The sequence below is a fragment of the Tunturiibacter gelidiferens genome (assembly GCF_014201335.1).
Classification (GTDB): Bacteria; Acidobacteriota; Terriglobia; order Terriglobales; family Acidobacteriaceae; genus Edaphobacter; species Edaphobacter lichenicola_E.
Genome location: NZ_JACHEB010000001.1, coordinates 126,953 through 149,990 on the forward strand (window position 1 = coordinate 126,953; position 23,038 = coordinate 149,990).

The following is a 23,038-nucleotide window of genomic DNA, read 5'->3' on the forward strand; positions in this document are numbered from 1 at the left end:
GTCTCTGCGAGTTGTTAATCTGCTGACGCATTCTCGTCATCCTGTGATTAGCATCTACGGTTCCACGATGGTCCAGTCAGTATCCGGGTCGAACTCGCTCATAGAGCTTGCTATCTCCGCGGTGTTCTTCCCCAGATCTTTCTGGAGCAGCACGCCATCCTGATTGATGATGAAGGTCATTACTCCGGAGTTTCCATACTCAGCAGGGTAGGCGACGAATGCGTACCCGCCGGTCATCTTTCCTTCGATCACGTAGTCTTTTGCTCCGCCAGGCGCCTTTCCGGTCTGGCCTTTTAGCATATGAAAGTAATAGCCGTGGAATGCAGTGTGCCCGTTTGCATGGGCGACATAGCCATCCGATGATGCGGCTGCCGCCAATGGTCCGAGTGGACTCGCTGGCTTGCCATTCGCGGGCTTCCAGTACAAGCCGTTCTGCTTATCAGGATCGCTGATGAACTTTGATGCATACTGCTTCACCTTCTCACCGTCGTGAAGATGAGCGAAATAGTCTGCTTCGGCTATAGCGGCCGCTTGACAGGCATTGATGATCGCCAACTCGTTCCTTCCGATACGGCGGTTGAGAACCTCTTCCTTTCCCGCATCGGTATCAAAAAACCAGCTACCGTCACTGTTTTTCTTTAATGGAATTGGAAACTGAAAATTATCAGCTCCAACCAGCAACACCTCACCGCCATCGGGCATGGTGCGCCAGCGGTGCATAACACCATACTCGTTGATAAACGAATCTGCCGTGTATTTGTCCTGTACGGGATCTCCAGAGAGAATCAGTGCCTTAGAGTGCGGACCGAAGATTGCCATAAGCGCATCCACATCTCTGGACTTCGCCGCCGTCAGCAGAGCGTTCCCTGCCTCCTCAGGCGAAGCAAAGACCCTAGTCGAAGGGTTCTCATAGGCCTGGCACGGGACAATGGGAAGGATCACAACCAGAAGTAGAAGTCTCAATGCGAATAGAAATTTGCGACATGTAAGCAACATTGCATCCTCCGAAATTGACTTTGTTTCTGTTCGCGTCATTCGTGTCACCTTCTACCTCCCCAACCACCGCCACCGCCGCGGCTCGCCGAACCACGAGCACTCTCCTGTCGGGATTGCCATCCACTTCCGCCGCCTCCAAAGGCCGAAGAACCGCTGCTCTTTTCCTGCCCTCCATATCCTTTAGCAGCTGCAGAGTTGGCTCCGGAATAGCTAGAGGTGTTGTGGCTGGTCCCTTGAGTTTGATTCCATCCGCTGCCCGTGTTCTTGTAGACGTTTCCGTTCGCCGTTGCGTATTTATTTCCATTTGCGGCTTGCCCTGCTGACGCACTATTGCCGTACGCTCCCGAAGCGGCTACACCTTTGCCACCCGCTGAGGTCTGAACCGACCCCACTGATCCCGCCGACGTAGTTTGATGTTGGGTATACGCGGTATTACCGTTCTTGGAGGCGACCGAGCTTCCATAGCTGCCGTAAGCGTTCGAGGACTGATGCGTAGCGGCGTATGCCCCCGTGTTTGGGTTGTAAGCTTGGCCAACCTTTTGAGTGCCGTACGCGGTTGTGGTCGAGGCGCCTCGGGCATAGGTACCGGTGGAAGGGTTGTATGCGTTGCCTGCTTTTGCCACGCCATTCGGGCCGTAAGCCGTCGCACTGGAGCCGTAGTAGCCGCCATGCCATGCGCTGTTTCCGTAGTAGCCACCGCTGTGATAAACCACGGTGCCACCGTGCCAGTTGCAGTTCCAATAGCTGTAGCCCCAACTATTATTGATCGCGGCCCCGACAGCTATACCGATTCCGAAAGCAACGACTGCGGTCGTCACAACTGCGGCCGTACTGTAACCAGGGGTGACATAGGTGACTCCGTAGACCACCGTGGGGTTATAGACCGGCACATACACAACCTGCGGATTGGTCGGTTGAATCACGATCACCTGGGGCGATTGCTGTACTACGGTGATCTGCGATCCAGATTTCAAGTTACCGGCAACCTGCGCTTTGGCGCGTAGTACCTGGACTTCAAACATGACATCAGAAGATTGCGTGTGGTACGCCTCGCCCAATGCCGAGGTCCAACTTAGATTCTTGGCCAGGCTGTCGAGAACCGACGGGAACTGAGTAATTGCTTTCACGCTTGGATCCCACGGCTGTTTATCCACAGCATTCATAAGAGCTGTGCCGCTTAGGGCTTTGTTCATCTGCATCCAATTGCCAGCCGCAGCGATCTGGTCGGGAAAGGTAGCAGCTCCGAGGATTTGCGCGACTAAGGCGTCCGGGTATAGCGCGATGGGTGCAAGCAAGCCTTGCAGATCCTCCGCAGAAAGAGGTGCACCCTGACCTGGATATGGTGCCGCAGCTGCTTGCTGACCCACGGCATCCACAGCCGAGATCTGAAAGACGAGCAGCAACGAGAGCACCGCGGCCAAACCCTGCCTCGTAATAGTTTTGATCATTATCTTCTCCATCCAGAAAGGTCTTCGGTATCCCGCCTAGTTTCAGTTTCGAGATTGCTACTGTTTCAGGGAGATCGGGGGACCGCTCACCCTCTTTGCGAAGAGGTCGACGTTCACTTCAACGCGATCGGCGATTTTGATAAATGGAATTCCACTATTCATGCCGAACTCCTTACGATCAAAGGCCATCGTGCCCTTGATGTCACCGGAGCCGGTTCCTGCGCCGCTAACGGTCAAAGTCAAGGTCTCAGGTTTAGAAACACCTCGTATGGTGAAGGTCCCTGGCACGTCAAAGGTGGTTGGGCCGGTCTGGACGATTTTTATCGACTTGAATGTGATGACCGGATCTTCTGTGACGTCGAAGAAGTCCTTACTCTTCAGCTTGTCGTCCTTCATGCCACTTCCGCTATCCACCGACGCGGCCTGGATCTGAATATCCAAGGTACCCGATGCGACATCCGTCGAAGTGAAGGTTAGAGTGGCATCCCATTTTTTGAAGTCGCCGGCGAGAGCGACTGAGGATTTCACAAAGAATTTGACCGAGCTCTGTTGCGGGGTAACTTTGAAGACGGGAACTTGTGACAGAACGGACGGCGCGAGCGAAGCTATAAGGAAACCAAAGATGGGCAGGTACTTAATCTTCATGGAAGAACTTCCTTTCAGAGAACTCGTGTAGTTCAATAAAAACTGCTAGCGGGAAATCGAACTTACTTAGCGCAAACTTCGCGTGCAGCTCCTTTTGTTAGAAAACTCGTCCTATGCGGAAGTAGAACCGTGCATGGCCATAGTCACCGACAGAGCCTGCTACTAGCACCGGACCGAAAATCGTATTAACTAGAAGCCCTGCCGCGGCATCCATAGGAAGATTTGGCGGGCTCGGACCATTGGGGAGCTTATATGTCTTTCCCAACTCCAGGATGCCGAGGAAATCGACCGTACTTCCCAACAACGGTGGCAATTTCGCTAACTCGCGTATGTAACCGATCTGTCCCAAGAAATATTGGTTTGTGAGTAACTCGTTGGTGCTCCAGGCTACTAACCGTTGAGAGCCACCAAGAGAGAAGGCAGGTACGCCGGTCTTGTAGCCATAGCTACTACCACCATAGGCACCTACAAATATAGAAGATGGCTTGTTTAAGCGGAAGAAGTCCTGCGCTTGGATCTCAGTCACTGGAAAGGGACCCGGCGCAGCGGGGTTGACCGTATACCCCTTTGTGTAAGCCAAGAGGCTCACTCCCGAGCGCGGGATAACAGGTTGATCCAACGTCGTCAGCTGATATTGAATCCTGGCGTCACCAGTGGCGCCCGAGGTGGTGGGAAGAGTCGGCACATTACCAATCTCCGGGGATATCTTTTGATATCCGCCCTCATAGCCGAGTCGAAGTTCACCTGTCCGCCCAAAGGCATAGCCGGTGTCGATGCCGCCCAAGGCCTCCCTCAGGCGATAACTCGCTTGCAACGTATTCCCGGAGTAGACATTCAGTTGTTGGCTATTTAATCCCATTCTCGGCGCAATGAACCAATTGCTCGATGGTGTAAATGGATGGTAGTACTCGCTATCCAAAAGGTATTGGGACCCTACAACGACATCGCTGCGGAGTTCAGATCTATAGCCACCGAAATCTAAAAACGTGATTCGAGCTCCGATGCTAAAGAGCACATTGTTGTAGTCCGAACCGTCGATCAGGATAAGTGGGCGGACGATCGGGGGGGCATAGGACTTTTGCTCTGCTTGAATCTGAAGGCCTTGCTGGCCATCTTTCTTGACCATGGAATAGGTGGAGGTCGTAAAACGACCCTGTCCGATGATGGACATCATGTCCTGGTCTATTGTTTCAGTCTCAACTGGTTGCCCAATCAATCCGGAAAGCTGCTTCTCCATCCCTTGCTTCATTGCGGGAGAGGACGTTCCAGTGACCTCTACAAAGGTGGGGATGGGGGCAGTTTTACGCCGCGCATTTCTTTCAGCTATATATTGATCCCACTCAGTCTGGCTGACTGAGTAGGCAGCTAGAACGGAGGCTTTGGCGGCTGCGGCATCGTATCCGGCCTTGATGATTATGTCGGCCTTGTCATAGTCCAGAGCGGTGTACTTCTGGAGTGGAACGGTCACAAGTATGTCAGCCTGTTCCATCGAGCGAAGTTCATTGGCTGCAATCATCACAGAGATGGATTGACCTAGGACTCCATAGCTGGGCAAGGTCGCTTTGGGGCTTAGCGGCTCCGTTTCCAAGTGGATTCCGAGGACGACGTCGGCACCCATCTCCTTGGCTACGTCGATTGGAATATTGTTGAGCAGACCACCATCTGCATAGAGGTGGTCTCCGGACCGGACGGGCGAGAAAATTCCGGGTAGAGACATCGTAGATCTCATTGCTAATGCTAGCGGACCGTCGCGAAAGATGTGCGGTTTGCCGGACACGAGATCCGTTGCAACGCAGGCGAACGGGATGGGTAGATCGTTAAAGCTCGGGAGCTCAGAGTAAGGAAGAGCCACGCGGTCGAGGATTAGGTCGACCTCCTGTCCGGTATTGAAGCCCGCCGGAAACTGCAGGCCTTTCCGCAACCCGAACTCGAGTGAGCCTGGTACTTCGTGAGCATCCTCTTTGCGGCGGAAGGAAAGGTCGGTGAATGGTGTGTCACCGCTCAGTACCTGGTCCCAGTCAATGCCGTTGATGAGTTCTCTGACCTCGGCAGGAGAGCGACCAGTCGCATAAATTCCGCCAACTAGGCCGCCCATGCTCGTGCCCGCAACATAGCTGACCGGGATGTGATGTTCCTCCATCCAGGTGATGACTCCAATATGAGCGAGTCCCAAGGCTCCCCCGCCTTCGAGCACCAAACCAAGCTTGGGTCGCGCCGTGCTATCCCGCTTGGGCGGGACCTGCGAATAACCGCAGCTGCTGGCCACTAAAGCGCCTAGCAGAAACAGTGATCGCGTGGCTCTGGAGTGCATGACGGCCTCTCTTGAAACACGTGCTGATCTGCAACGTCTGTAATTAACCGATGGGCTGGTAGGAAGAGTTTTGAATCATCACTCCCAACTGCTTGCTGACTCCAGTCACCTGGTTGGTGGAAACGTGATTGGTGCCATCGGGTAGTTTCGCGAACTGCACGGCTATTGTCACTGCGTCTTTAGGATCCGTGAGATAGCTTGAGACTTGCACTGCCATGAGTGACTTCTGTTGCTGGCTCAAGACGAGCGTGACAGAATCGCCGGGTTTAAGGTAATTCTTGACGATTAGACTTATCGTTCCGTCACCCCCATTCGGTTGCATGGAGATGTCACCGCGCTTATAGGCCTGGTCGAGCGCTTCAAGATCCAACTGGGAGTACTGCTTTCCCAAAGCGGCGATCTGCTGACCATACTCTTGAAACTCATCCGTCTTCTTGGCGATGATACGTTGCTTAAATCGTCCCCCGCTGGGTGGAGGTGCTTCCGTCTGATTGATTTCGACCTTCTGTTGCTGGCCATCAGGACCTATGCGCACCTGGAACTGCTGCGTCTTCTTGACTTCGCCTTTGAGGCTGGTGGTCTGAATCTCTGTCCAGGTATAGCGTGCGAGCGCTTGCTTGTTCTTCGCAGAAGAATCTCTGATTTCCATGAGCCGTTGCTGCATCTCTGGGCTTTGAGCATGGATAGGAAGGATTGAACAAAAAGGCATCGTCGTGGCTAACGCCGCCAACAGTGAGTACTTGAGGGTATGTTGCTTCAGCTTGTACATTCGATTGACTCCTTAGGTAAACTCACGGATTAGCTCTTAGGCCATTGTTTGAACATCTTCGCTACGGCCTTCTGCACCAACTGCTGGTTTTTGCTGCCGTTGTTGTTCAAGGCGTTTTGTGCAATGCCACGCCAGACCAAGCTCTGCCCCTTCGCGTCATACAAATCTACGATCAACGTGCCAATCACGTTTTGCTGCGGAGTAATGCTACCCATACCACCTCCAAATCCGCGCATTCCCATCGCGGTGTAAGAGGTTTGCTCCTTCATACCACCGTTGGCCGTGACGAGGATGTCAGGTTTCTGTGACTCATCCACCTTTTGAAGTCCCTTGCTCTGGAGTGCGGTATCGATATCTTGTATCGCGACCTGCGCCAAGATCGAGTTCTGAACCTTATTGGCGTTGTTCGAACCCCACGCGTAGGTATGGTACTGGGAAAAACTCTGGCTCTGGTTGTAGTTCACGGAGACTGTTTGTCCGGTAGCAACCGCGACCGCCGAACACAGTATCATCACGCACAATGCGAATTTAGTTTTCATTGTTACCTCTCTTATTTGCCGGTGTTATGTGCAGATCGTTGTTTCTAGCCCGTGATTGAGACGCTTACTTGCATTTAGATTCATCGGACTCAGTCACTGCCCGCCGCGGCTGCTTTCTGCGCGGCTTCGATCTTTTCCTTTAGGTCTCCAATACTGAAGCTGCCGCCCGCCTGCATTGGTGGATATTCGATGAAGGAAGGTATGTACTTCGCGATGATTTGCCCAGGTACTACGAAACGCCACATCTCGTGTTTGAAGGAGTCGTAGTATCCAATCGATCCATTTGCAAAACCGTTTGATGGCCAGTTCATACGTTCAAACGGATCCTGACGGAGATTCGTGAGCTTTGGCATGTTCGGATATACAACCGGCCCGATCCAGCCTTGGGGCTGATCGATGAACTGGTATTTATAGTTGTCGTATCGAAGTGCGCCAAGCTTTGTTTGGGCGAAATACCAGATCTCATGTCGCTTGGAAGGTCCGTTGCCGGTCAGCATATCGGTCTGGTCGTAACCATCGAGATGAACCTTGTAGCTTTGGCCGCCCAACTTCACACCTTTGAGTAGTTGATCGTTAATATCCGGATTGCCGGCAGCTGCAACCAACGTCGGGAACCAGTCAAGACCGGACATGATGCCATTCGATACCGTGTCGGCTTTGACGTGTCCTGGCCAACGGATCAAAGCTGGAACCCTGAAAGAGCCTTCGGTAACCTCTCCCTTTGCGCCCGCGAACGGGGTTGTGCCGCCATCGGGCCAGGTGTAGACCTCAGCGCCGTTGTCGGTGGTAAAGATGACGATCGTGTTGTCCTCTTCACCGGAATCATGAACCCACTTCAGGACTACGCCAATGTTGTCGTCCATCTGCTTGAGTGCTGCCTCTTCCAGTCCGAAGTCGGTCTCCGTGTTGCGCATTCCGTCATACTTCGGCGACAGGTGAGTTAGTACGTGCGCCCGAGTGGGATTCATCCAGACGAAGAATGGCTTATCGTCCTTCTTGGCTTTCTCCATGAATCCGATGGTGGATTGTGTGATCACCTCATCAAACGTGCCCATGTCGTATTTAATTCCCGGCCTTGGGTCCGGCGGCAGAGGACCTTCATCCACTATCTTCTGTTTACCCACCTCTCCCCATCGCGGCTGTACAGTGGAGTCAGATGTGTCATTTGCCCAGCAATGAATCAGATTTCGGGGTCCTACCGTGTCCTTCCATGCGGCGGGGTAGGTGTAATAAAAGGGATCTTCCATCGCGTTAAGGTGATAAAGATAGCCGAAGTATTCGTCGAAGCCGTGTACGCACGGTAACGCGGAGTTATGGTCGCCGAGATGGTTTTTGCCAAATTGGCCAGTCTCATAACCAAGTGACTTTAGCGCGGTTGCGATCGTCGGAGCCTGCGCGGGCAAGCCAATCAGCGATCCTGCCTGTCCGACCGTCGTCAATCCTGTACGTATTGGCAGCTCGCCGGTGATGAAGTTGGCACGACCGGCTGTGCAGCTTGCCTCGGCATAGTAGTCGGTAAGCCTCATCCCCTGCTTGGCGAATTTGTCGAGGTTAGGGGTCGCGTTCAGCATGATGCCCGAGTTGTAAGAGCCAAGATTGAACCACCCAATGTCATCGCCCATGATCACGATGATGTTTGGCTTTTTTGTGGATGGAGGTTGCGCGTGCCCGGCTTGGCAGACGCCGCCGAAGAGCATTGCGACGATAAAGAAAACTGCCGCCATCTGCTTGATTATTGCTTTACAGTTCATGCCTTCTCCTCAAAACGCCTTCAAGTCCTATACCTAGTTGTCGGAATAACGTACTGCCTCGATGTAATTCATCCCAAATACGTCCCTGACTGAATGAATCTCAAGCAGGGGGACCTCCGGAGACGTCTCCATCAGCATCAACAGATCAGTGAAGCAGCTCGAGCGGATGTGCGATTTCAGTTCCGGTTCGCTCGACCAGTCCTGCTCAAAGCAGAGCGCGTCCGGATTATCAACCTCCCGAAATATCCGGCCTTCAATAAATCCGCGGTCCATTCGCGAGGCAATTCTGATAGATCGCATCGCCTCAACAGCTTCCATTGAACGATTAGGTCGAGCCATCATTCTCAAGCTGATCTGGAACATGTCACTCTAGGAGCAATCGAGTGACCAACTGTCGTCGCGCAGCTGTGGGGAGCTTATGTAGCGAAGGGTACGAGGGTTATGAAATAAAGCCTCGGAACCGTCCTGCTTGTCGCACTTCTCCAGGGCTCCGACCAATCGGAGGAGACTCCGAAGGGTCGGAGTCTGCAAATAGATATCTAGCTTAAGTAGGAACGCTTTAAACGAGCGGCATCCGCGAATTACATATGTGCTCGATGTACGCGGCCCAACGGCTAGTCATTTTAGGGAAAAGAACATATTCAGCTTGAGCCCAATGCCTTCGAGTTGGCTGTTGGGACGCTTACCCGTATTGTTCTGATGTTCGTAGTAAAGATCGAATTCGTATCGCTTCTTTATGGGAAACAAGCTGCCGGCATAAAGTTCAGTTGTGCTCCACTTTTGATACTGCTCCTCGTAATAAACCTCAGCACTGATGTAGGGGATAGGGTGATAGGAGCGAATGCTTATTGGCCGTTCGACCTGGAGCCTGTTGCGATAACGCCACTTAAAACTTCCGTTCGTCCAGTCCAGATCGGCACGGTTTCTGTCCGTGAGTAGAAACTGGAGCTTCAGAGGAAAGTGTGCTGTCGTCGCCAGCTCCATCCGATTGGTTGAGGGTGAGCCCGGCGTTGCGAGATACCGATATCCCGCAGCGAAGACCAGCGGACGGGCCTTCGCGTCGTCAAGGTCAAACGCTGTTACCTCCTTCAATCGGACTAGAGGCTTCAGATACAGTTCCAGATCTGGGCCAATAGTTAGCTGGGTTGGATCGCCACCTTCTCTGGTATTCGCAGCCTGCACTCTGAATCGCACGGTTCCATTTAGCTTGAGATATGGGTCCAGCTCGGGCAGAGCTTCTGTCTCCTGCGCCAACGCGACAACCGTACACGTCGCCAACAGCGCTAAGGACAGCGTAAGCGTCGGAAGGGACATATCAATATGGTCTTACGATCCATCTGCCCGCAGTTTGAAGATTGCTTTGCAACAAATACCTCACACAGTGCGGTGCTTCCGTTCGCGACTATTTCAGACGTGACGCAGCTACTTGAGATTAAATGTGGCGCCGATCAACACACCCTGCTGGGCTGCGTCATAGACAAAGGTGGAGGAAGGACGATAGTTGATGTCCAAATAGCGCCAGCCTACTCCAAGCATGACCGTGGGTTTAATCCTGTAACCCAGATACGCAGCCACCTGATAGTCCACGTTCGCCTGGCCACCTCCCGCATCGCCCAGGATCGTTACCGAGGCCTTCGGTGAAAGCGCCATACTGATCTTCGCTCCAGCAACCACGTCTACGAAGTTAGCCGCCTGAGAGTCATCGGCTAGAATACCCGATGGCTGAAAGCTAAGATTCTCACCCAGATGCCAATATCGAAGTCCGACCAAGACGTCGGTTTGTAACTTTGGACTATCCACAACGCGGTAACCCACCTTAGGCGTGAAGATTGTCTCGGTCATCTTCGCTTTTATTGTCGATACTCCGGGATACGCCTCCTCCGGGATCGCCGTGTCATCGGAAAGCTTGATCCACATGAAGTCAATCGGCACAACAAAACGTCGCTTCCGGGCTTCGACCGCACCCATAAGACCGATGTTCAGCTTCGAGAGGACGTCTCCGACACTCGCGTGAAAGCTGGCGGAACGGTCGCGTGCGCCGATCGTGCCGTGTACTCCCGCAAACCACAGATAGGGGCTGATTGCGAGATGCCATTTATCGTCATCTGCGGGATTGGTCGCTGGTGCGGCGATAGCGCCTGAGGTTTGATCTTGAGAAGTCATACTTGCAGCCTGCTGCCCAATTGCAGAGATAGGTGCAAACAGGCAAACCAGAGTCGCCAGTGCAACAAAACAAGTCGGTTGTCGTCGTTCAAGCTGTGGCGATCGGGTCATATGGTCCTCTTGTAGGGTTGAAATTGCGTTATTCGGTCTGCCAACCCGCTCATCCGTTTACAAATCCACTCCGGGCGAAGCACTTTTTTCGTCAAAGTGCATCAGGTTCTCTATCCGGAGTCGCGAGTACTACATACCAATGCACCCTTATGGCCAAAGGCCAACAGGGGTAGCCTTAGCACAGACTGCTGTTATATAAGGACTTACTTCCTTCCTCACAAGGCCGAGGTGTCTCCCCTAACTGAGGAGAACTCCGACCGTTCGGAGTCAGCTCCGACTCTTCGGAGTTTGGTTTCCAAACTGAATTGCAATACGCCGAGTCTGAAATGTTGGGTTAGTCGACAAAAATGTGGGCCAAGCCATTGACGCCGTGATACCTTACGCTTGCTCACAACAACTCAATTCAGCGGTTTCGAGACGGCAATCCAATCATTGCTCTAAGCGGATCCCGCCAGCACGAGGGCCCGAACGTGTACTCCACGGGAGAAGGTCGTCATGGTCCATTCAGCTCAGCACGTAGCGGAAGATTTGTATGAAGAGAAACTTTCGATTCAAGGGTCACCAAATCGCTCAGCCAACCTGCGTTCGGATCTAGACGACAGACTCAGATTCGAAATGTTAATGACGGAGCTTTCAACGCAGTTCGTTGGCCTGACCTGCGCCTCCATCGATAAAGAGATTGTCGACGCCCAAAGGCGTATTGCGGAGTTTCTGGAGCTCGATCGCAGCACTCTGGTTCAACTACGTGATAACGACCGTTTCGTGTTGACTCACAGTTGGCAACTCGCCGGCCTTGAGCCGTTTCCTGGATTCGCGATCAAGGATCTCCCCTGGATGGCGAACGAAATTCTCCGTGGTGAAACGGTCTGTTTCGCCTCCATCGACGATCTCCCGGAGGAAGCGTACAGGGAGAAGGAAATTGCGCGTCGGTTCGGACCACGCTCCAATGCCACCTTCCCACTCAGAGTTGGAGGCAAGGTCATCGGAGCTATGGCATTCGGGACAGTGCGCCATGAACGACTGTGGCCCGAGACGCTCATAGTCCGATTGAAGTTTTTTGTCGAAATGATCGGGAGCGCGCTTGCACGCACCTGCGCGGAAGATGACGCAAGGAAAGCGCTCGAGGAAGTCCAGCGCCTCCGCGATCAGCTTCAACGTGAAAATGTCTATCTGCAACAGGAAGTGAAGTCTGTTCGTGGGCACAGAGGCCTTATAGGCAATAGCGCTGCACTCCGGAAGGTCTTGGAACAGGTCGATCAGGTGGCAGGTACTAATTCCAGCGTTCTCCTGTGTGGCGAAACAGGAACAGGTAAAGAGCTCATCGCATCCGCTATCCATGAACTAAGCCCGCGAGGCAAGCGGCCAATGGTCAGGTTGAACTGCGCAGCGATCCCAGACACTCTTATCGAGAGTGAACTCTTTGGACGCGAAAAGGGTGCCTACACAGGGGCGCTTTCAAGGCAGGCCGGACGCTTCGAAGTGGCTCACGGCTCAACGCTCTTCCTGGACGAGATCGGAGAACTACCGCTCGACGTGCAATCCAAGCTGCTGCGCGCACTCCAGGAAAAGCAGGTCGAACGCCTGGGCAGCTCGAAGAGCATATCTTTTGACGTGCGAATCGTCGCGGCGACCAATCGTAATCTGGAGACAGAGATTCAGGAGAAACGATTCAGGAGCGATCTCTACTATCGACTAAACGTGTTCCCGATCCACATGCCAGCTCTGCGCGACCGAATCGAGGATATTCCTTTACTTGTCGAGGCTTTTGTTCATGAGTTCTCAAAGTCCTTCGGTAAGCCGATCGAATCGATAGATAAAGACTGCATGCGGGCGCTGCAACTGTATCGATGGCCGGGAAACATCCGTGAACTACGTAATACCGTTGAACGGGCCATGATTCTTGCCAGCGGTCCGAGACTACGTATCTACCCTCCATCCAGCGCATCGGGGGAGGCCGCACATAGCATGCTTCTAAGCGATGCAGAGCGCGGGCATCTGCGTAATGTCCTCGAAATGACAGGCGGAAGGATACGGGGCAAAGATGGTGCGGCGGAATTGCTCGGTTTAAAACCCACGACTCTAGATTCCATGCTGGTTCGACACGGCATCACTTCCAAACTCGAACATTGAGGATACTGGAGCGGCACTCACCTTAGTCCTGTAAAACCCCTAGGCCTCTTCTCTTAGTTTTAAAGGTGCTCACGGAGGTGCCGAGGATTGCCCGGCAGTGTTCAAGGATGCCTTAGGCCACCGATGCTCCTAGTATCAATAGGTCACAAGCAGTTGTTGTTATGGCATGGAAGAGGTCATCGGTTCGATCCCGATCAGGTCCACCAATTACACCAACAGAACAGACAGAAGAACGCGATAGGCCTGGCTTTAACGCCGCACCTCCGCAGCACACTCTGCGTTACAGATCAGAGCGCCGACCTGAAATCATCAAGCCAGATTCCGTAGCCTCTAGTCCGGTGGGCCGCGTCAGGACATATGCTGCAACGATAGCCGCGGCAAAGCCCGATGCTGCGCCCACTCCAAGCGCCCATCGGGGCCCGAAGCGGTTTGCAACCCAACCGACAATGGGCGCTCCTATGGGAGTGCCGCCCAACGCAACGGCGAGGCGGAGCGCCATGACTCGGCCGCGCATAGCTGGCTCAGTCGAGAGTTGCATCATGCTGTTGGTTGTGTTGGTGACCGTCAGTGCTGCCACACCTATGACCACGAGAGCAGCCGCGAACCACCAATAACCTGGAGCCAGCGCAGCGAAAGAACATCCGATCCCAAAGACCGCGGAGCCAATCAGCAAGGAGCCAAACTTCGGCTTTTCGCGGCCGGCGGCGATCAGTGCACCCGAGATCGTCCCGATCGCCATGATGGAGGACAACAGCCCGAAGCCCCGCGCGTCGGTGTGGAAGACCTTGACCGCCATGGTCGAAGTAAAGATTGGGAAGTTGAGGCCGAACGTTCCAATCAAAAACAGCATGACCAGAATCGCCCGAAGATCCTGCCGCCCCCAGACGTACCGGAGCCCTTGTAAAAATCCTCCCTCAGTGCGTCGAGCCCTCATATTTGGATACAGTTCGGATACGCGGAACAGCGACATGGAGATCAGAACCGCGGCGAACGACAGGCCGTTGACCACAAATGCCCAACCAGTCCCAACCTTCGCAATGACGATCCCGGCGACCGCGGGACCGATCATGCGGCCTGCATTGAAAGATGTCGAGTTGAGGGCGACTGCATTCGACAAGTGCTCATCTCCCACCAACTCTGCGACGAAAATCTGGCGCACTGGAGCATCAAGTGCCGCGGCAGAGCCAAACAGGAACGCAAATACATAGACGTGCCAGAGGCGGATGCTACCTGCGACCGTCAGCACTCCCAAAGCTAATGCGAGTGCGCCCATTAGCGCCTGGGTCAGCATCAGGAGCTTGCGCTGGTTGAAATGATCCGCTGCATAACCGGACCATGGTAAAAGAAGAAACTGGGGTGCGAACTGAAGAGCCATGACAATGCCCACAGCGGAGGCATCGTGGTGTGTCAGTTGCGTTAGTACAAGCCAATCCTGAGCGACACGCTGCATCCATGTGCCGATGTTGGAAACCAGAGACCCGGCTGTCCACACTCGATAGTTGTAGATGCCTAAAGCGCGGAAAGTACCCGCCGCTGGGTTCTTCATGAACGCTCCGGCTCGTTGCCTCCATTGAACTTGCCGAAGTGCCGAGCTACTTGAAGACTGATCAGCAGTGCGCCTAGCCCAAGGGCGAGGACGTTGGTTGTCGATCTCAGCTCAAAAGTGCCTACGCGCACTACGAGAAGGTATCCGACAACGGCGTTGAAGAAGCCCCACAACACATTTACCGTCGATGAGGAAAAACCCTGGCCGGGAGGCTTTGCGAAAGGGCTCTGGAACGGTCGTCCCATCATTCCGCTGACAAGATGTGGAACAGCGTTGGCCAGGAAGACTCCTCCGAAGAAGTAGGACACGAGATGATGCCAATTCATATTCAGGCGCTCCTCGTACCAAGCAGATTGATGATTTCCTGTGTTGTGCCCGTCTCGCCAAGGCGGGGAAAGACATGTGCGAGGCTGTACGCGTGTGCCTCAGGCCTCAAGTCGGTCATGGCGTCGGTGGCCAGCGTAACGTTGAATCCTGCCTCATACGCCTGACGCGCTGTCGCCTCTACGCCTGTGCCAGTGGCGACGCCAGTAATGACCACCTGCGTTACATCGTGCGCCTTGAGCTGGGCTTCAAGATCGGTACTGGCAAAGGCGCCCCACGTTCGCTTTGTAACTACGACGTCGCTGGGTCGGTGATCTAACTCCAGGATCAAATCGGTAAATCCTTCTGGAAAGGTCGTGGGACGGCGTGGCAGCTCTGTCCGTCCTGGCGCGCCTCCGGCCACATTGACCAAGACCACGGGCAGGTGAAGCTCGCGAAATGTTGCGAGCAGGGCTTGCGTGTGTTTGATGACGTCGGCGACTGGATGAATGAACGGTGAGCCAACGATACCTTTCTGAAGATCAACGACGATCAGGGCGGTTTTCGGGTCTAGGGTCGTAACAGGCACAAGAGTTCTCCTTGGAAGTGATTTCTGTAAGGTAGCGATATGCGCGCAGGAAAACGTCAGTCCTCAACGAGTCGCGCGAGTAATTGGAGAACAGCCGCAAGCTTCTCCTGCTCTTGAACGGAGAGCTTCTCCTGGATTGTGGTTGTGAGCCAATCCTGCCTGGCAGCACGGCCCTCCTTAAGAAACTTTTGGCATTTCCGAGAGAGTGACATCAAGGTCTGACGTGCGTCGTTCGGATCCGGAGAACCACTCACCAATCCGACGTCCAGCAACGAAGTGACGATGGCGCTCATGGACTGAGGACGCATGCCTTCCGCTCTGGCAAGACTCGATACCGTGACAGGGCCATCTATCTCAAGGCGAAGAATCACGGAGACTTGCGAAGGAGTCAAATCGCTCCGGCCGCCGTGTTCGCGCAGCTTCCGCTTGAGTTTGCCAAGGATCGCCCGCAGTTCCGCCGCAAGTGCATAGGTCCGCTCTATTCGAGGACGATTTGCTCGCTCATCCATGAAGTTCATTCTATCTTATATACAGTTTACCTGTACAGATGAGCTGTATAGTTTGCCCACTCGCTTATTCGGCAATGACGTTATATTGTCCTTATGACTGAGGTCCCACCTTATGGCAAGGCAGACTCGATTTGTCGGAGGCAATGAATTGAGTAGTTGCCACGGAAACGATCCTGATCTTCGCTGTTTCATATTTCGTGATGGAAGATGCAGCGTTGGTCATTGGCGTGGTGCAGTTTCGCACAGTAGGGAACGGCGCCCCTGCGAGTTCGTAAAAACAGCTCAGCGCCGGCGAGCATGCCAAACGTCGGCGCAATGAAATATATCCAAACCGCGTGCCAGTCGGTGGCATAGAGTGCAGGCCCAAACGTTCGCGCAGGGTTCATGCTCATTCCTGATAGCGGCGTTTCGAAGGTTATGTACGTTGCATACAATGCGCCAACAAAATAGGGTGTGAATTGTGCCAGTGACCTGTGATTGGATAAAAATAAGATGGTGCTCATCAGAGTAAACGAGATCATCAGTTCGGCGACAAATGCACCTAAGTTGCCGAACACACCCGGCGCTGTCATCGCATAGCGGACAGCTTCGTTCTGCGGCACGTTGTGCAGGAAGACCGCTGCGATCGCGACGCCACTCGCTGCTCCAGAGAACTGTGCAGTGGCGTAAAACACCGCGTCCCACAACTTCACCTTGCCCAGCCGATAAAAGGTAAAGGTTATTGCCGGATTGAAATGACCACCAGACTGCTTGCCCCACGGCGTCATGATAATCGCGACGAGCGTCGTCCCCACCATCAAACCCATAAGTCCCCGACGCAAGATAGGACTGACGATAATGTGTCGGGCCGGCGAAGCTGGATGTTGCAACAAGGTCGCAAATATACAAACAGAAAGCATGAATAAAGCCAGCCCGACGGCCTCCATGAAGTACTCGGGCCAGTGGAGACGTAAGCTGTCGACTGCATTCATCCTTTCTTCGTTTTGCATCTGGGATGCCAAAAGCAAAACGCTCTCGCTCAGAGATGAGCGCAGAGGTAAGTTGCTCTGAACTGGCAAGATCCATTTTTGAGAGGAGCCGAGAGACTTTGATCCCGGTGACGAAGTCGCGACGGATGGCCGACACTGACGAATGTTGGTCGCTACCCTCGTCGCGGTCGAGGGAACATCACATGTGAATTTTCCGGCGATCTATTTCAGCTCCTATCTCACGCCAGAGCAGACGTACGCCGAGTTACTTCCCGTGTTTCTGGCTACGAGCGAGCCATTCCGTAGGAGACATTCCTACACGTTGCGTAAAGACTCGCGTTAGAGCTGTTGCATTTGCATATCCAACCGCGGCTGCGATGAGCTTCAGGGAGTTGCCTTTGCGCAACATCGTCTGGGCAACTGCCAAGCGCCAGTCCGTCAGGTAATCAAATGGCGTCATGCCGACGACCTTGCGGAAGTGGGCGGCGAAGCGCGCGCGTGACATGCCTGCGGATTGCGCCAGCTGCTCCAGCGACCAGTTAGTTTCAGGGTGTTTGTGCATGCCTTCGATCGCCTTGCCCAGACGTTCGTCGGCGAGCCCCAACAAGACACCACTGTTAACCAGGTGGGCATTCAGAGCGGACCGTATGAGGAGGACGAGGACGTATTCGAAGAGACGATCGAGAGCAGTCTGCCGGCCGGGAAACTCGGAGGTAGATTCGGCGAACAAGAGCGCGAGCGCCGGGGCAAGTTCGGGAAGAACGTTCAGGGGAACCAAGAATGGCTCTGGAAACGAGGCGATAAGGGGATTCATCATTCCGGCGCCGAACTCAACGGTCGCGCAGACGAGTTCTGCCCCCTCTTCTTCTGAGCCCCGAACGCGGTGCTGGTGGGGACGAGGAAAGAACAGGATGCTTGGAGTATCGAGGACCAGCGGTCGAGCGTTAGGGTGAGTGACCGTCAGGGTTCCCTTTCGGAGCACATGAAGATAACCGGCCTGTTCGTCGAGGTTAGGGGAGATGCCACAGAGTCGTCCTGAGTAAAACATTCGGGCGGAGAGGGAGAATCGTTCGAAGAATGGAGCCAGGCTATCCATACGAGACTATAAGATATTCCAACGATACTCTTATTGCCAATAAGTATCGTCTCATCTTCAGAGATGCTCCCGGTAGGGTCCAAAAGCACCGCCGGAGATTGGAGAAGATCATGTCCCGTATTGTTCCTGTAGTTTCGTCCAACGTCGATGCCAAAGTTGCTACTACGCTCTCTCAGGTGAAGGCAACCTTGGGGATGGTGCCTAACCTCTTTGCCACGCTGGCGCATGCTCCCGTGGCTTTGGATGGGTTGTTGTCGCTGTCGAAGACGCTTTCGCGTGGCCGGCTTTCTGCCGCTCAACGGGAGATTGTGGCCCTGGCTGTGGGCCAGGAGAACGAGTGCCAGTACTGCCTCTCGGCGCATACGGCCAAGGCGAAGGCTGAAGGTGTGAGCGAGGAAGATGTCCTGATGGCGCGTGCCGGAGACGGCGTGAATCCCTTTGAACGTGCCCTGGCATCGTTCGCGAAGAAGATCGTTCGTCAGCGCGGTCATGTTTCCGACGAGGATATCGCGGACGCGCGGAAGGCGGGGATCGATGACGGCCTGATGATGGAAATCGTTGCCAACGTCGCGGCGAATACGTTGACCAACTACGCTAATGAACTTGCCGGTAGCGAGATCGACTTCCCAGTGGTCGAGGTGAAGCTGTGATGCGGATGAATTGGTTTGCGGCGGCCACGAAGGGAAGGACGGGATAAAGACAACGAACGAGAGTGACGAACATCGTTCGCCACTCTCGTCGCGACGCGGTTTACAACTCTGCGTTTGAGGCGTTGTCTCTGTTCAACGGCTGAGCGTATGCTGAGAATCGCCCGCACGAAGCATGGCTGACGAAGCCCATGTTGACGAGTGTCATAGTGCGATCCGACACTAATATTGAAGTATTGAACACTCCGCGCGAGTGGCATGTTCTCCTGTTAAGGAGTGGCGATGAGAAAGAAGAACCGATGGAGTCAACGACGCAGTCCCCACCACTGGAATTGAGCAACAAGGGTGCACTCAATGAGTTAGGGCTGGGTTCCGGTGGGGCCGTGCTCAACATTTTGAAGTTGATTCTTGCGGGATCTCCGCTGCCCGAGGTGCTCACAATTATTGCTCAGTCGGTCGAATCTCGTGGCGACGGCACATTGTGCACAATCTGGCTACCGGACGATGATGGAAAGCAACTTCATTGTGCGGCGGCGCCGAGCCTTCCCGGATTCATCAGCGAGACAGGATCGATGCTTATTGGCCCCCAGGGAGGATCTTGCGGCACAGCCGTTTATCGAAGGCAGCCAGTATATGCAAGTGACGTTCTTGAAGATCCTATTTGGGATCATTATCGTCACCGGCTCTTGCCTTTTGGAATTCGTGCGGTGTGGTCGCGGCCGTTGTTTACGAGCGAGGGTCAAACCCTAGGAACGTTCGCCATTCATTATCGTGAAGTGCGTAGCCCTGATGATTCCGATCTGAAGATGATCGAGAACGCGAGTCATATTGCCGGGATTGCAATTGAGCGCCACCTGAATGAAGAAAGATTGCATCTCGAACGGAATCGGCTGCGGCTGCTTCTGGAAATAACTAACAGTATGACATCGAAGTTAGACATGCGTCGTTTGGTGGAGACGTTGTCTACTGATCTGCTGAGAGTGACGCGGTGTGATTTTTGCGCGTTGCTCCTACCCGACTCCGATGGCGGGGGGCTGCGCGTCACTACGCTTTACAACCCCGAAGCACGAGGTTTTCTGTGCGACGGGACGACCATACCTAACGACGGCTCCATCTGTGGCAAAGCCTTCCGGACCGGCACAGCTCAATGTTTCGAAAACTTCGAACAGGTTGGTTCTAACGTTGAAACTTCCGGAAATACCGCAAGTCAACTTACCTTTCAACGTGTAATAGATGAAGGCCTGGTGTCAGGGTGCTGCCTCCCACTCATGGGCAAGGGGGGTGCAATAGGCGTGTTGACAGCGTTAAACCGATCAGAGAGAACGTTCAAACAAGATGACATCTCCTTTCTCGAACAGGTTGCTCGTCAAGTTGCTACTGCCGTCGAGAACGCGTTGGAATATGAAAAAGCGATCTCGGATCGAGACAAGGAAGCGAAGCAGAGACTTTATCTCGAGGAGGAGATTCGGGGCGAGTTCGGGGCAATCATAGGAAGCAGTCCCGCACTGAAGACCGCCTTGGATCTGGTGTCCACAGTGGCGCCTACCGATTCAAGCGTACTGATTCTCGGCGAGACGGGAACCGGTAAAGAACTTATTGCGCGCGCAATTCATAATCTGAGCAGTCGCCGAGGACGTTCCTTTGTCAAATTGAACTGCGCTGCGATTCCGCTGGGGCTGCTTGAAAGTGAGTTGTTTGGGCACGAAAAGGGAGCATTCACCGGAGCGATTGCGCAAAAAACAGGGCGCTTTGAGCTCGCGAACAAGGGAACGCTCTTTCTTGATGAAGTCGGCGATATTCCTCTTGAACTTCAAACAAAATTGTTACGCGTTCTGCAGGAGCAGGAATTCGAGAGACTCGGAAGCAATCATACTCACAAGGTTGACGTTCGCGTGATCGCGGCCACTCATCGTGATTTGACAGCCATGATCAAGCAGACGACATTTCGTGAGGATCTGTATTACCGGCTGAAAGTGTTCCCGATCAGCGTTCCGGCCCTGAGGCAACGCACGGAGGATATTCCGAAGTTGGCCTGGCATTTCACTGCGCTCTACGCGCGACGGATGAACAAAAAGATCGACTCCATCCCTTCGGAAACAATGCTTGCGCTGCTGCGATACCGTTGGCCAGGAAACGTTCGCGAATTACAGAACTTCATCGAGCGCGCAGTGATTCTCTCACCTCACACGATCTTGCGGGCGCCCACATCCGAATTGGAGCCTTTCTGTGCTCCGACCGGGCTAAATCTGCCGATGACTGGTCTCGAGGAATTGGAGCGGGATCATATCGTCCGCGCTCTCGAACTAAGTGATTGGCTCGTGGGTGGCAAGAATGGCGCGGCTGCGCGACTGGGAATCAAGCGCACCACCCTGACTTACAGAATGCGGAAGCTTGGGATAGTCCGTCCGTCCCCGTCTCGACAGAAGATCACCGTCTAGAACCGGATACGTTAGGTTTGACCTTCTTGCTACATGCCGCGACAAGTTTCGCGACGGCAACCCGTCAGTGACGGGCATCGGCCACGGATTTGTCACTGACAATGCGATATGCCCGGACGCTTACCGACCCAACACTTTGCAGACAGGCAACTTAACACTTCCCAGTTTTGTTTCGTCATAGTTCTTATATGGCAAGTTGATTGCACGGGGAATCGTAGCTGACTTTTCCGCGCGCTTACTGTCGAGTTTAAGTGGATCTTGATCGTGAGGCTCGGGCCTGACCTAAGAATTCGGGCGCATCAGACCTGACCATGTCGATTCTCGAATCGAAATACAAAGCCGTGCGCACAATGACGCGATCTCTTGCAGCGAATCTGTCCGCCGAAGATCAGATGGTCCAGTCATGCCCTGAAGCGAGTCCCGTGAAATGGCATCAGGCCCACACCACATGGTTCTTCGAAACTTTCATACTGCGACCATTTCTGCCCGGCTACAGACCCTTTCGAGATGAGTTTCATCGCCTCTTCAACAGTTATTACATCTCGCTCGGAGAGAAGATTTCCGCGAAAAAGTTGCGCGCGGCATTCTCTCGGCCAACGCTCAATGAGATTCTGGCTTTCCGCGCCCACGTTGATCAGGAGATGGAAAGATTGTTTTCCTGCTCCATTGACCAAGAGGTAGCACGGCGCATCCTGTTAGGTCTGAATCATGAACAGCAACACCAGGAATTAGGACTGACTGACATTAAGCATGCATTCTTCTCGAATCCTATCGGGCCGTCCTACGGATCTGCACCCATGCCCAAAGAACGCACCCATCCGGCCTATCAGCTCAGATGGTTCGACTTTGAAGGTGGGCTCACTGGAATCGGTTATCCGTTGAACGCTGGGGATCCTCTGGACTTCTGTTTTGACAACGAGACGCCGCGCCACAAGGTTTATCTGGAGCCGTTCCAGATTGCGAGCTGCATGGTTACCTGCCGTGATTATCTGGAGTTTATGTCCGATGACGGTTATATACGCCCCGAACTCTGGCTCTCTGACGGCTGGGATTCTGTGCAACAAGCGGGCTGGGAAGCGCCACTCTATTGGGAACGCGATTCCACCGACGCAACCGGGTGGCGCGTCTTCACACTAAAAGGGTGGCACGGACTTGCTGGTCTGCTTGACACGGCGTTATGTCACGTCAGTTTCTTCGAGGCTGACGCATTCGCGCGCTGGCGTGGCTGTCGCCTTCCGACCGAGGCAGAATGGGAGTCAGCTGCGATCAAGGAACGCCGACATGGAAATCTGCTCGATACTGGCAGGCTACATCCTACGAGAGCGAATGGCGCGGGTCTTGAACAATTATTTGGAGACTGTTGGGAATGGACTGCCAGCCCCCACACCGGTTATCCGGGGTATAAACCACTTCCCGGTGCGCTGGGCGAGTACAACGGCAAATTCATGTCTAGTCAGATGATTGTGCGCGGGGGTTCGTGCGTCACACCGGCGGATCACATACGTGCGACTTATCGCAATTTCATTCACCCGGCAATGCGTTGGCAGTTCACAGGTATTCGTTTGGCAATTTGAAAGATTCCGAAGTTGAGTGCCGAAGCGTAGATGATGCCCGAGACATTCTGGATGAGTACGGCCGTTCGCGAAGTTTCTCCTATGCCTCCAATTTAGAACGCAGTCGACAGTCCGAGATCCAGCAAACCTGGTTTCGTGACGACTTCGCCGACCAAATCCTGTCAGTGTTGGATCTTCGTCACGAATCTGTCATCCGAACGCCTTCCTTTTGACTCACGCATGAAGTTATCCCTTTACACCTGGATGACTTAGCTTTCGCGCTGATGAGGATCGACGTTGGCCATCTGGTTGCACGGACAGACGTCATGAACCGAAGTCTTTTAATACGTGAAGGGCCGCCACAGTAATTGCTGTCGAGACTACCGTTCGACATCGCGCTGTGACGGGAGGTCCGCTGCCGTCGCATCCCCGACACGTAATAATCATCGGCCGGGTAAGAGCCATTCTGCTTCACGCTGAAGGGGGAGGCCTTGCTCTACGGGCAAGGCGCCCACCGCCAAATCGT

The 23,038-nt window shown here is 53.9% G+C and carries 20 protein-coding genes; 4 read left to right on the forward strand and 16 right to left on the reverse strand.

Features of this window, described 5'->3' with window-relative positions; genetic code table 11:
• Nucleotides 1-54: 54 nt before the first annotated feature.
• The 10 genes from HDF14_RS00515 to HDF14_RS00560 all read right to left on the reverse strand — a co-directional run bounded on the left by HDF14_RS00515 (nt 55) and on the right by HDF14_RS00560 (nt 10,622).
• Nucleotides 55-996, reverse strand: coding sequence for a DUF2950 domain-containing protein (locus tag HDF14_RS00515; RefSeq protein ID WP_183972515.1), 942 nt, complete (start codon nt 994-996; stop codon nt 55-57).
• A 44-nt stretch (nt 997-1,040) separates the two neighbouring features.
• Entirely contained in the window at nt 1,041-2,444 is a 1,404-nt protein-coding gene (locus tag HDF14_RS00520; protein WP_183972518.1) for a DUF3300 domain-containing protein, read from the reverse strand.
• Between the two features lie 57 nt (nt 2,445-2,501).
• Nucleotides 2,502-3,089 (reverse strand): YceI family protein, encoded by a 588-nt coding sequence (locus HDF14_RS00525; RefSeq protein ID WP_183972520.1) that lies wholly within the window; start codon nt 3,087-3,089, stop codon nt 2,502-2,504.
• Between the two features lie 97 nt (nt 3,090-3,186).
• Nucleotides 3,187-5,400 (reverse strand): patatin-like phospholipase family protein, encoded by a 2,214-nt coding sequence (locus HDF14_RS00530; RefSeq protein WP_183972522.1) that lies wholly within the window; start codon nt 5,398-5,400, stop codon nt 3,187-3,189.
• Between the two features lie 43 nt (nt 5,401-5,443).
• Nucleotides 5,444-6,169, reverse strand: a complete 726-nt coding sequence (locus tag HDF14_RS00535; RefSeq protein ID WP_260697929.1) for a hypothetical protein — start codon at nt 6,167-6,169, stop codon at nt 5,444-5,446.
• Between the two features lie 29 nt (nt 6,170-6,198).
• Nucleotides 6,199-6,708 (reverse strand): DUF4136 domain-containing protein, encoded by a 510-nt coding sequence (locus tag HDF14_RS00540; protein WP_183972524.1) that lies wholly within the window; start codon nt 6,706-6,708, stop codon nt 6,199-6,201.
• An 89-nt stretch (nt 6,709-6,797) separates the two neighbouring features.
• Nucleotides 6,798-8,459, reverse strand: a complete 1,662-nt coding sequence (locus tag HDF14_RS00545) for an arylsulfatase (RefSeq protein WP_221304498.1) — start codon at nt 8,457-8,459, stop codon at nt 6,798-6,800.
• 33 nt (nt 8,460-8,492) lie between these two features.
• A complete protein-coding gene (locus HDF14_RS00550) occupies nt 8,493-8,822 on the reverse strand; it encodes a hypothetical protein (RefSeq protein ID WP_183972526.1) in 330 nt (109 codons plus the stop codon).
• A gap of 255 nt (nt 8,823-9,077) precedes the next feature.
• Nucleotides 9,078-9,773: a DUF2490 domain-containing protein gene (locus HDF14_RS00555; RefSeq protein WP_183972528.1), complete on the reverse strand. Its 696-nt coding sequence runs from the start codon at nt 9,771-9,773 to the stop codon at nt 9,078-9,080.
• A 108-nt stretch (nt 9,774-9,881) separates the two neighbouring features.
• Nucleotides 9,882-10,622, reverse strand: coding sequence for a hypothetical protein (locus HDF14_RS00560; RefSeq protein WP_183972530.1), 741 nt, complete (start codon nt 10,620-10,622; stop codon nt 9,882-9,884).
• Between the two features lie 732 nt (nt 10,623-11,354).
• Here HDF14_RS00560 and HDF14_RS00565 point away from each other — a divergent pair.
• Complete coding sequence (locus HDF14_RS00565) at nt 11,355-12,863, forward strand: sigma-54-dependent Fis family transcriptional regulator (protein ID WP_183972532.1); 1,509 nt, start codon at nt 11,355-11,357, stop codon at nt 12,861-12,863.
• 280 nt (nt 12,864-13,143) lie between these two features.
• Here the strand turns inward: HDF14_RS00565 and HDF14_RS00570 are convergent, their stop codons facing one another.
• The 6 genes from HDF14_RS00570 to HDF14_RS00595 form a co-directional block, all read right to left on the reverse strand.
• Nucleotides 13,144-14,409, reverse strand: a complete 1,266-nt coding sequence (locus tag HDF14_RS00570; RefSeq protein WP_183972534.1) for an MFS transporter — start codon at nt 14,407-14,409, stop codon at nt 13,144-13,146.
• Nucleotides 14,406-14,735, reverse strand: coding sequence for a hypothetical protein (locus tag HDF14_RS00575; RefSeq protein ID WP_183972537.1), 330 nt, complete (start codon nt 14,733-14,735; stop codon nt 14,406-14,408). The genes HDF14_RS00570 and HDF14_RS00575 overlap by 4 nt, the downstream gene beginning before the upstream one ends.
• A gap of 2 nt (nt 14,736-14,737) precedes the next feature.
• Complete coding sequence (locus HDF14_RS00580; RefSeq protein WP_183972539.1) at nt 14,738-15,301, reverse strand: isochorismatase family protein; 564 nt, start codon at nt 15,299-15,301, stop codon at nt 14,738-14,740.
• A gap of 56 nt (nt 15,302-15,357) precedes the next feature.
• Entirely contained in the window at nt 15,358-15,810 is a 453-nt protein-coding gene (locus tag HDF14_RS00585; RefSeq protein ID WP_183972541.1) for a MarR family winged helix-turn-helix transcriptional regulator, read from the reverse strand.
• A gap of 188 nt (nt 15,811-15,998) precedes the next feature.
• Nucleotides 15,999-16,781: an MIP/aquaporin family protein gene (locus HDF14_RS00590; protein WP_221304499.1), complete on the reverse strand. Its 783-nt coding sequence runs from the start codon at nt 16,779-16,781 to the stop codon at nt 15,999-16,001.
• A 262-nt stretch (nt 16,782-17,043) separates the two neighbouring features.
• A complete protein-coding gene (locus tag HDF14_RS00595) occupies nt 17,044-17,874 on the reverse strand; it encodes an AraC family transcriptional regulator (RefSeq protein ID WP_183972543.1) in 831 nt (276 codons plus the stop codon).
• Between the two features lie 110 nt (nt 17,875-17,984).
• Between HDF14_RS00595 and HDF14_RS00600 the strand changes: the two genes are divergently transcribed.
• The 3 genes from HDF14_RS00600 to egtB all read left to right on the forward strand — a co-directional run bounded on the left by HDF14_RS00600 (nt 17,985) and on the right by egtB (nt 22,533).
• Nucleotides 17,985-18,524, forward strand: coding sequence for a carboxymuconolactone decarboxylase family protein (locus tag HDF14_RS00600; RefSeq protein WP_183972545.1), 540 nt, complete (start codon nt 17,985-17,987; stop codon nt 18,522-18,524).
• Between the two features lie 296 nt (nt 18,525-18,820).
• Complete coding sequence (locus HDF14_RS00605; RefSeq protein WP_183972547.1) at nt 18,821-20,959, forward strand: sigma-54-dependent Fis family transcriptional regulator; 2,139 nt, start codon at nt 18,821-18,823, stop codon at nt 20,957-20,959.
• A 311-nt stretch (nt 20,960-21,270) separates the two neighbouring features.
• Entirely contained in the window at nt 21,271-22,533 is a 1,263-nt protein-coding gene (egtB, locus tag HDF14_RS00610) for an ergothioneine biosynthesis protein EgtB (RefSeq protein ID WP_183972549.1), read from the forward strand.
• Nucleotides 22,534-23,038: the final 505 nt, after the last annotated feature.

Bases quoted from the DNA above. Each gene is read 5' to 3' on its own strand.
- HDF14_RS00550 (WP_183972526.1), bottom strand. From the start codon at position 8,822: ATGTTCCAGATCAGCTTGAGAATGATGGCTCGACCTAATCGTTCAATG.
- HDF14_RS00590 (WP_221304499.1), bottom strand. From the start codon at position 16,781: ATGAATGCAGTCGACAGCTTACGTCTCCACTGGCCCGAGTACTTCATG.
- HDF14_RS00585 (WP_183972541.1), bottom strand. From the start codon at position 15,810: ATGGATGAGCGAGCAAATCGTCCTCGAATAGAGCGGACCTATGCACTT.
- HDF14_RS00525 (WP_183972520.1), bottom strand. From the start codon at position 3,089: ATGAAGATTAAGTACCTGCCCATCTTTGGTTTCCTTATAGCTTCGCTC.
- HDF14_RS00540 (WP_183972524.1), bottom strand. From the start codon at position 6,708: ATGAAAACTAAATTCGCATTGTGCGTGATGATACTGTGTTCGGCGGTC.
- HDF14_RS00575 (WP_183972537.1), bottom strand. From the start codon at position 14,735: ATGAATTGGCATCATCTCGTGTCCTACTTCTTCGGAGGAGTCTTCCTG.
- HDF14_RS00535 (WP_260697929.1), bottom strand. From the start codon at position 6,169: ATGTACAAGCTGAAGCAACATACCCTCAAGTACTCACTGTTGGCGGCG.
- HDF14_RS00515 (WP_183972515.1), bottom strand. From the start codon at position 996: ATGTTGCTTACATGTCGCAAATTTCTATTCGCATTGAGACTTCTACTT.
- HDF14_RS00605 (WP_183972547.1), top strand. From the start codon at position 18,821: ATGGAGTCAACGACGCAGTCCCCACCACTGGAATTGAGCAACAAGGGT.
- egtB (WP_183972549.1), top strand. From the start codon at position 21,271: ATGTCGATTCTCGAATCGAAATACAAAGCCGTGCGCACAATGACGCGA.
- HDF14_RS00520 (WP_183972518.1), bottom strand. From the start codon at position 2,444: ATGATCAAAACTATTACGAGGCAGGGTTTGGCCGCGGTGCTCTCGTTG.
- HDF14_RS00565 (WP_183972532.1), top strand. From the start codon at position 11,355: ATGACGGAGCTTTCAACGCAGTTCGTTGGCCTGACCTGCGCCTCCATC.
- HDF14_RS00595 (WP_183972543.1), bottom strand. From the start codon at position 17,874: ATGGATAGCCTGGCTCCATTCTTCGAACGATTCTCCCTCTCCGCCCGA.
- HDF14_RS00555 (WP_183972528.1), bottom strand. From the start codon at position 9,773: ATGTCCCTTCCGACGCTTACGCTGTCCTTAGCGCTGTTGGCGACGTGT.
- HDF14_RS00600 (WP_183972545.1), top strand. From the start codon at position 17,985: ATGTCCCGTATTGTTCCTGTAGTTTCGTCCAACGTCGATGCCAAAGTT.
- HDF14_RS00545 (WP_221304498.1), bottom strand. From the start codon at position 8,459: ATGAACTGTAAAGCAATAATCAAGCAGATGGCGGCAGTTTTCTTTATC.
- HDF14_RS00560 (WP_183972530.1), bottom strand. From the start codon at position 10,622: ATGACTTCTCAAGATCAAACCTCAGGCGCTATCGCCGCACCAGCGACC.
- HDF14_RS00530 (WP_183972522.1), bottom strand. From the start codon at position 5,400: ATGCACTCCAGAGCCACGCGATCACTGTTTCTGCTAGGCGCTTTAGTG.
- HDF14_RS00570 (WP_183972534.1), bottom strand. From the start codon at position 14,409: ATGAAGAACCCAGCGGCGGGTACTTTCCGCGCTTTAGGCATCTACAAC.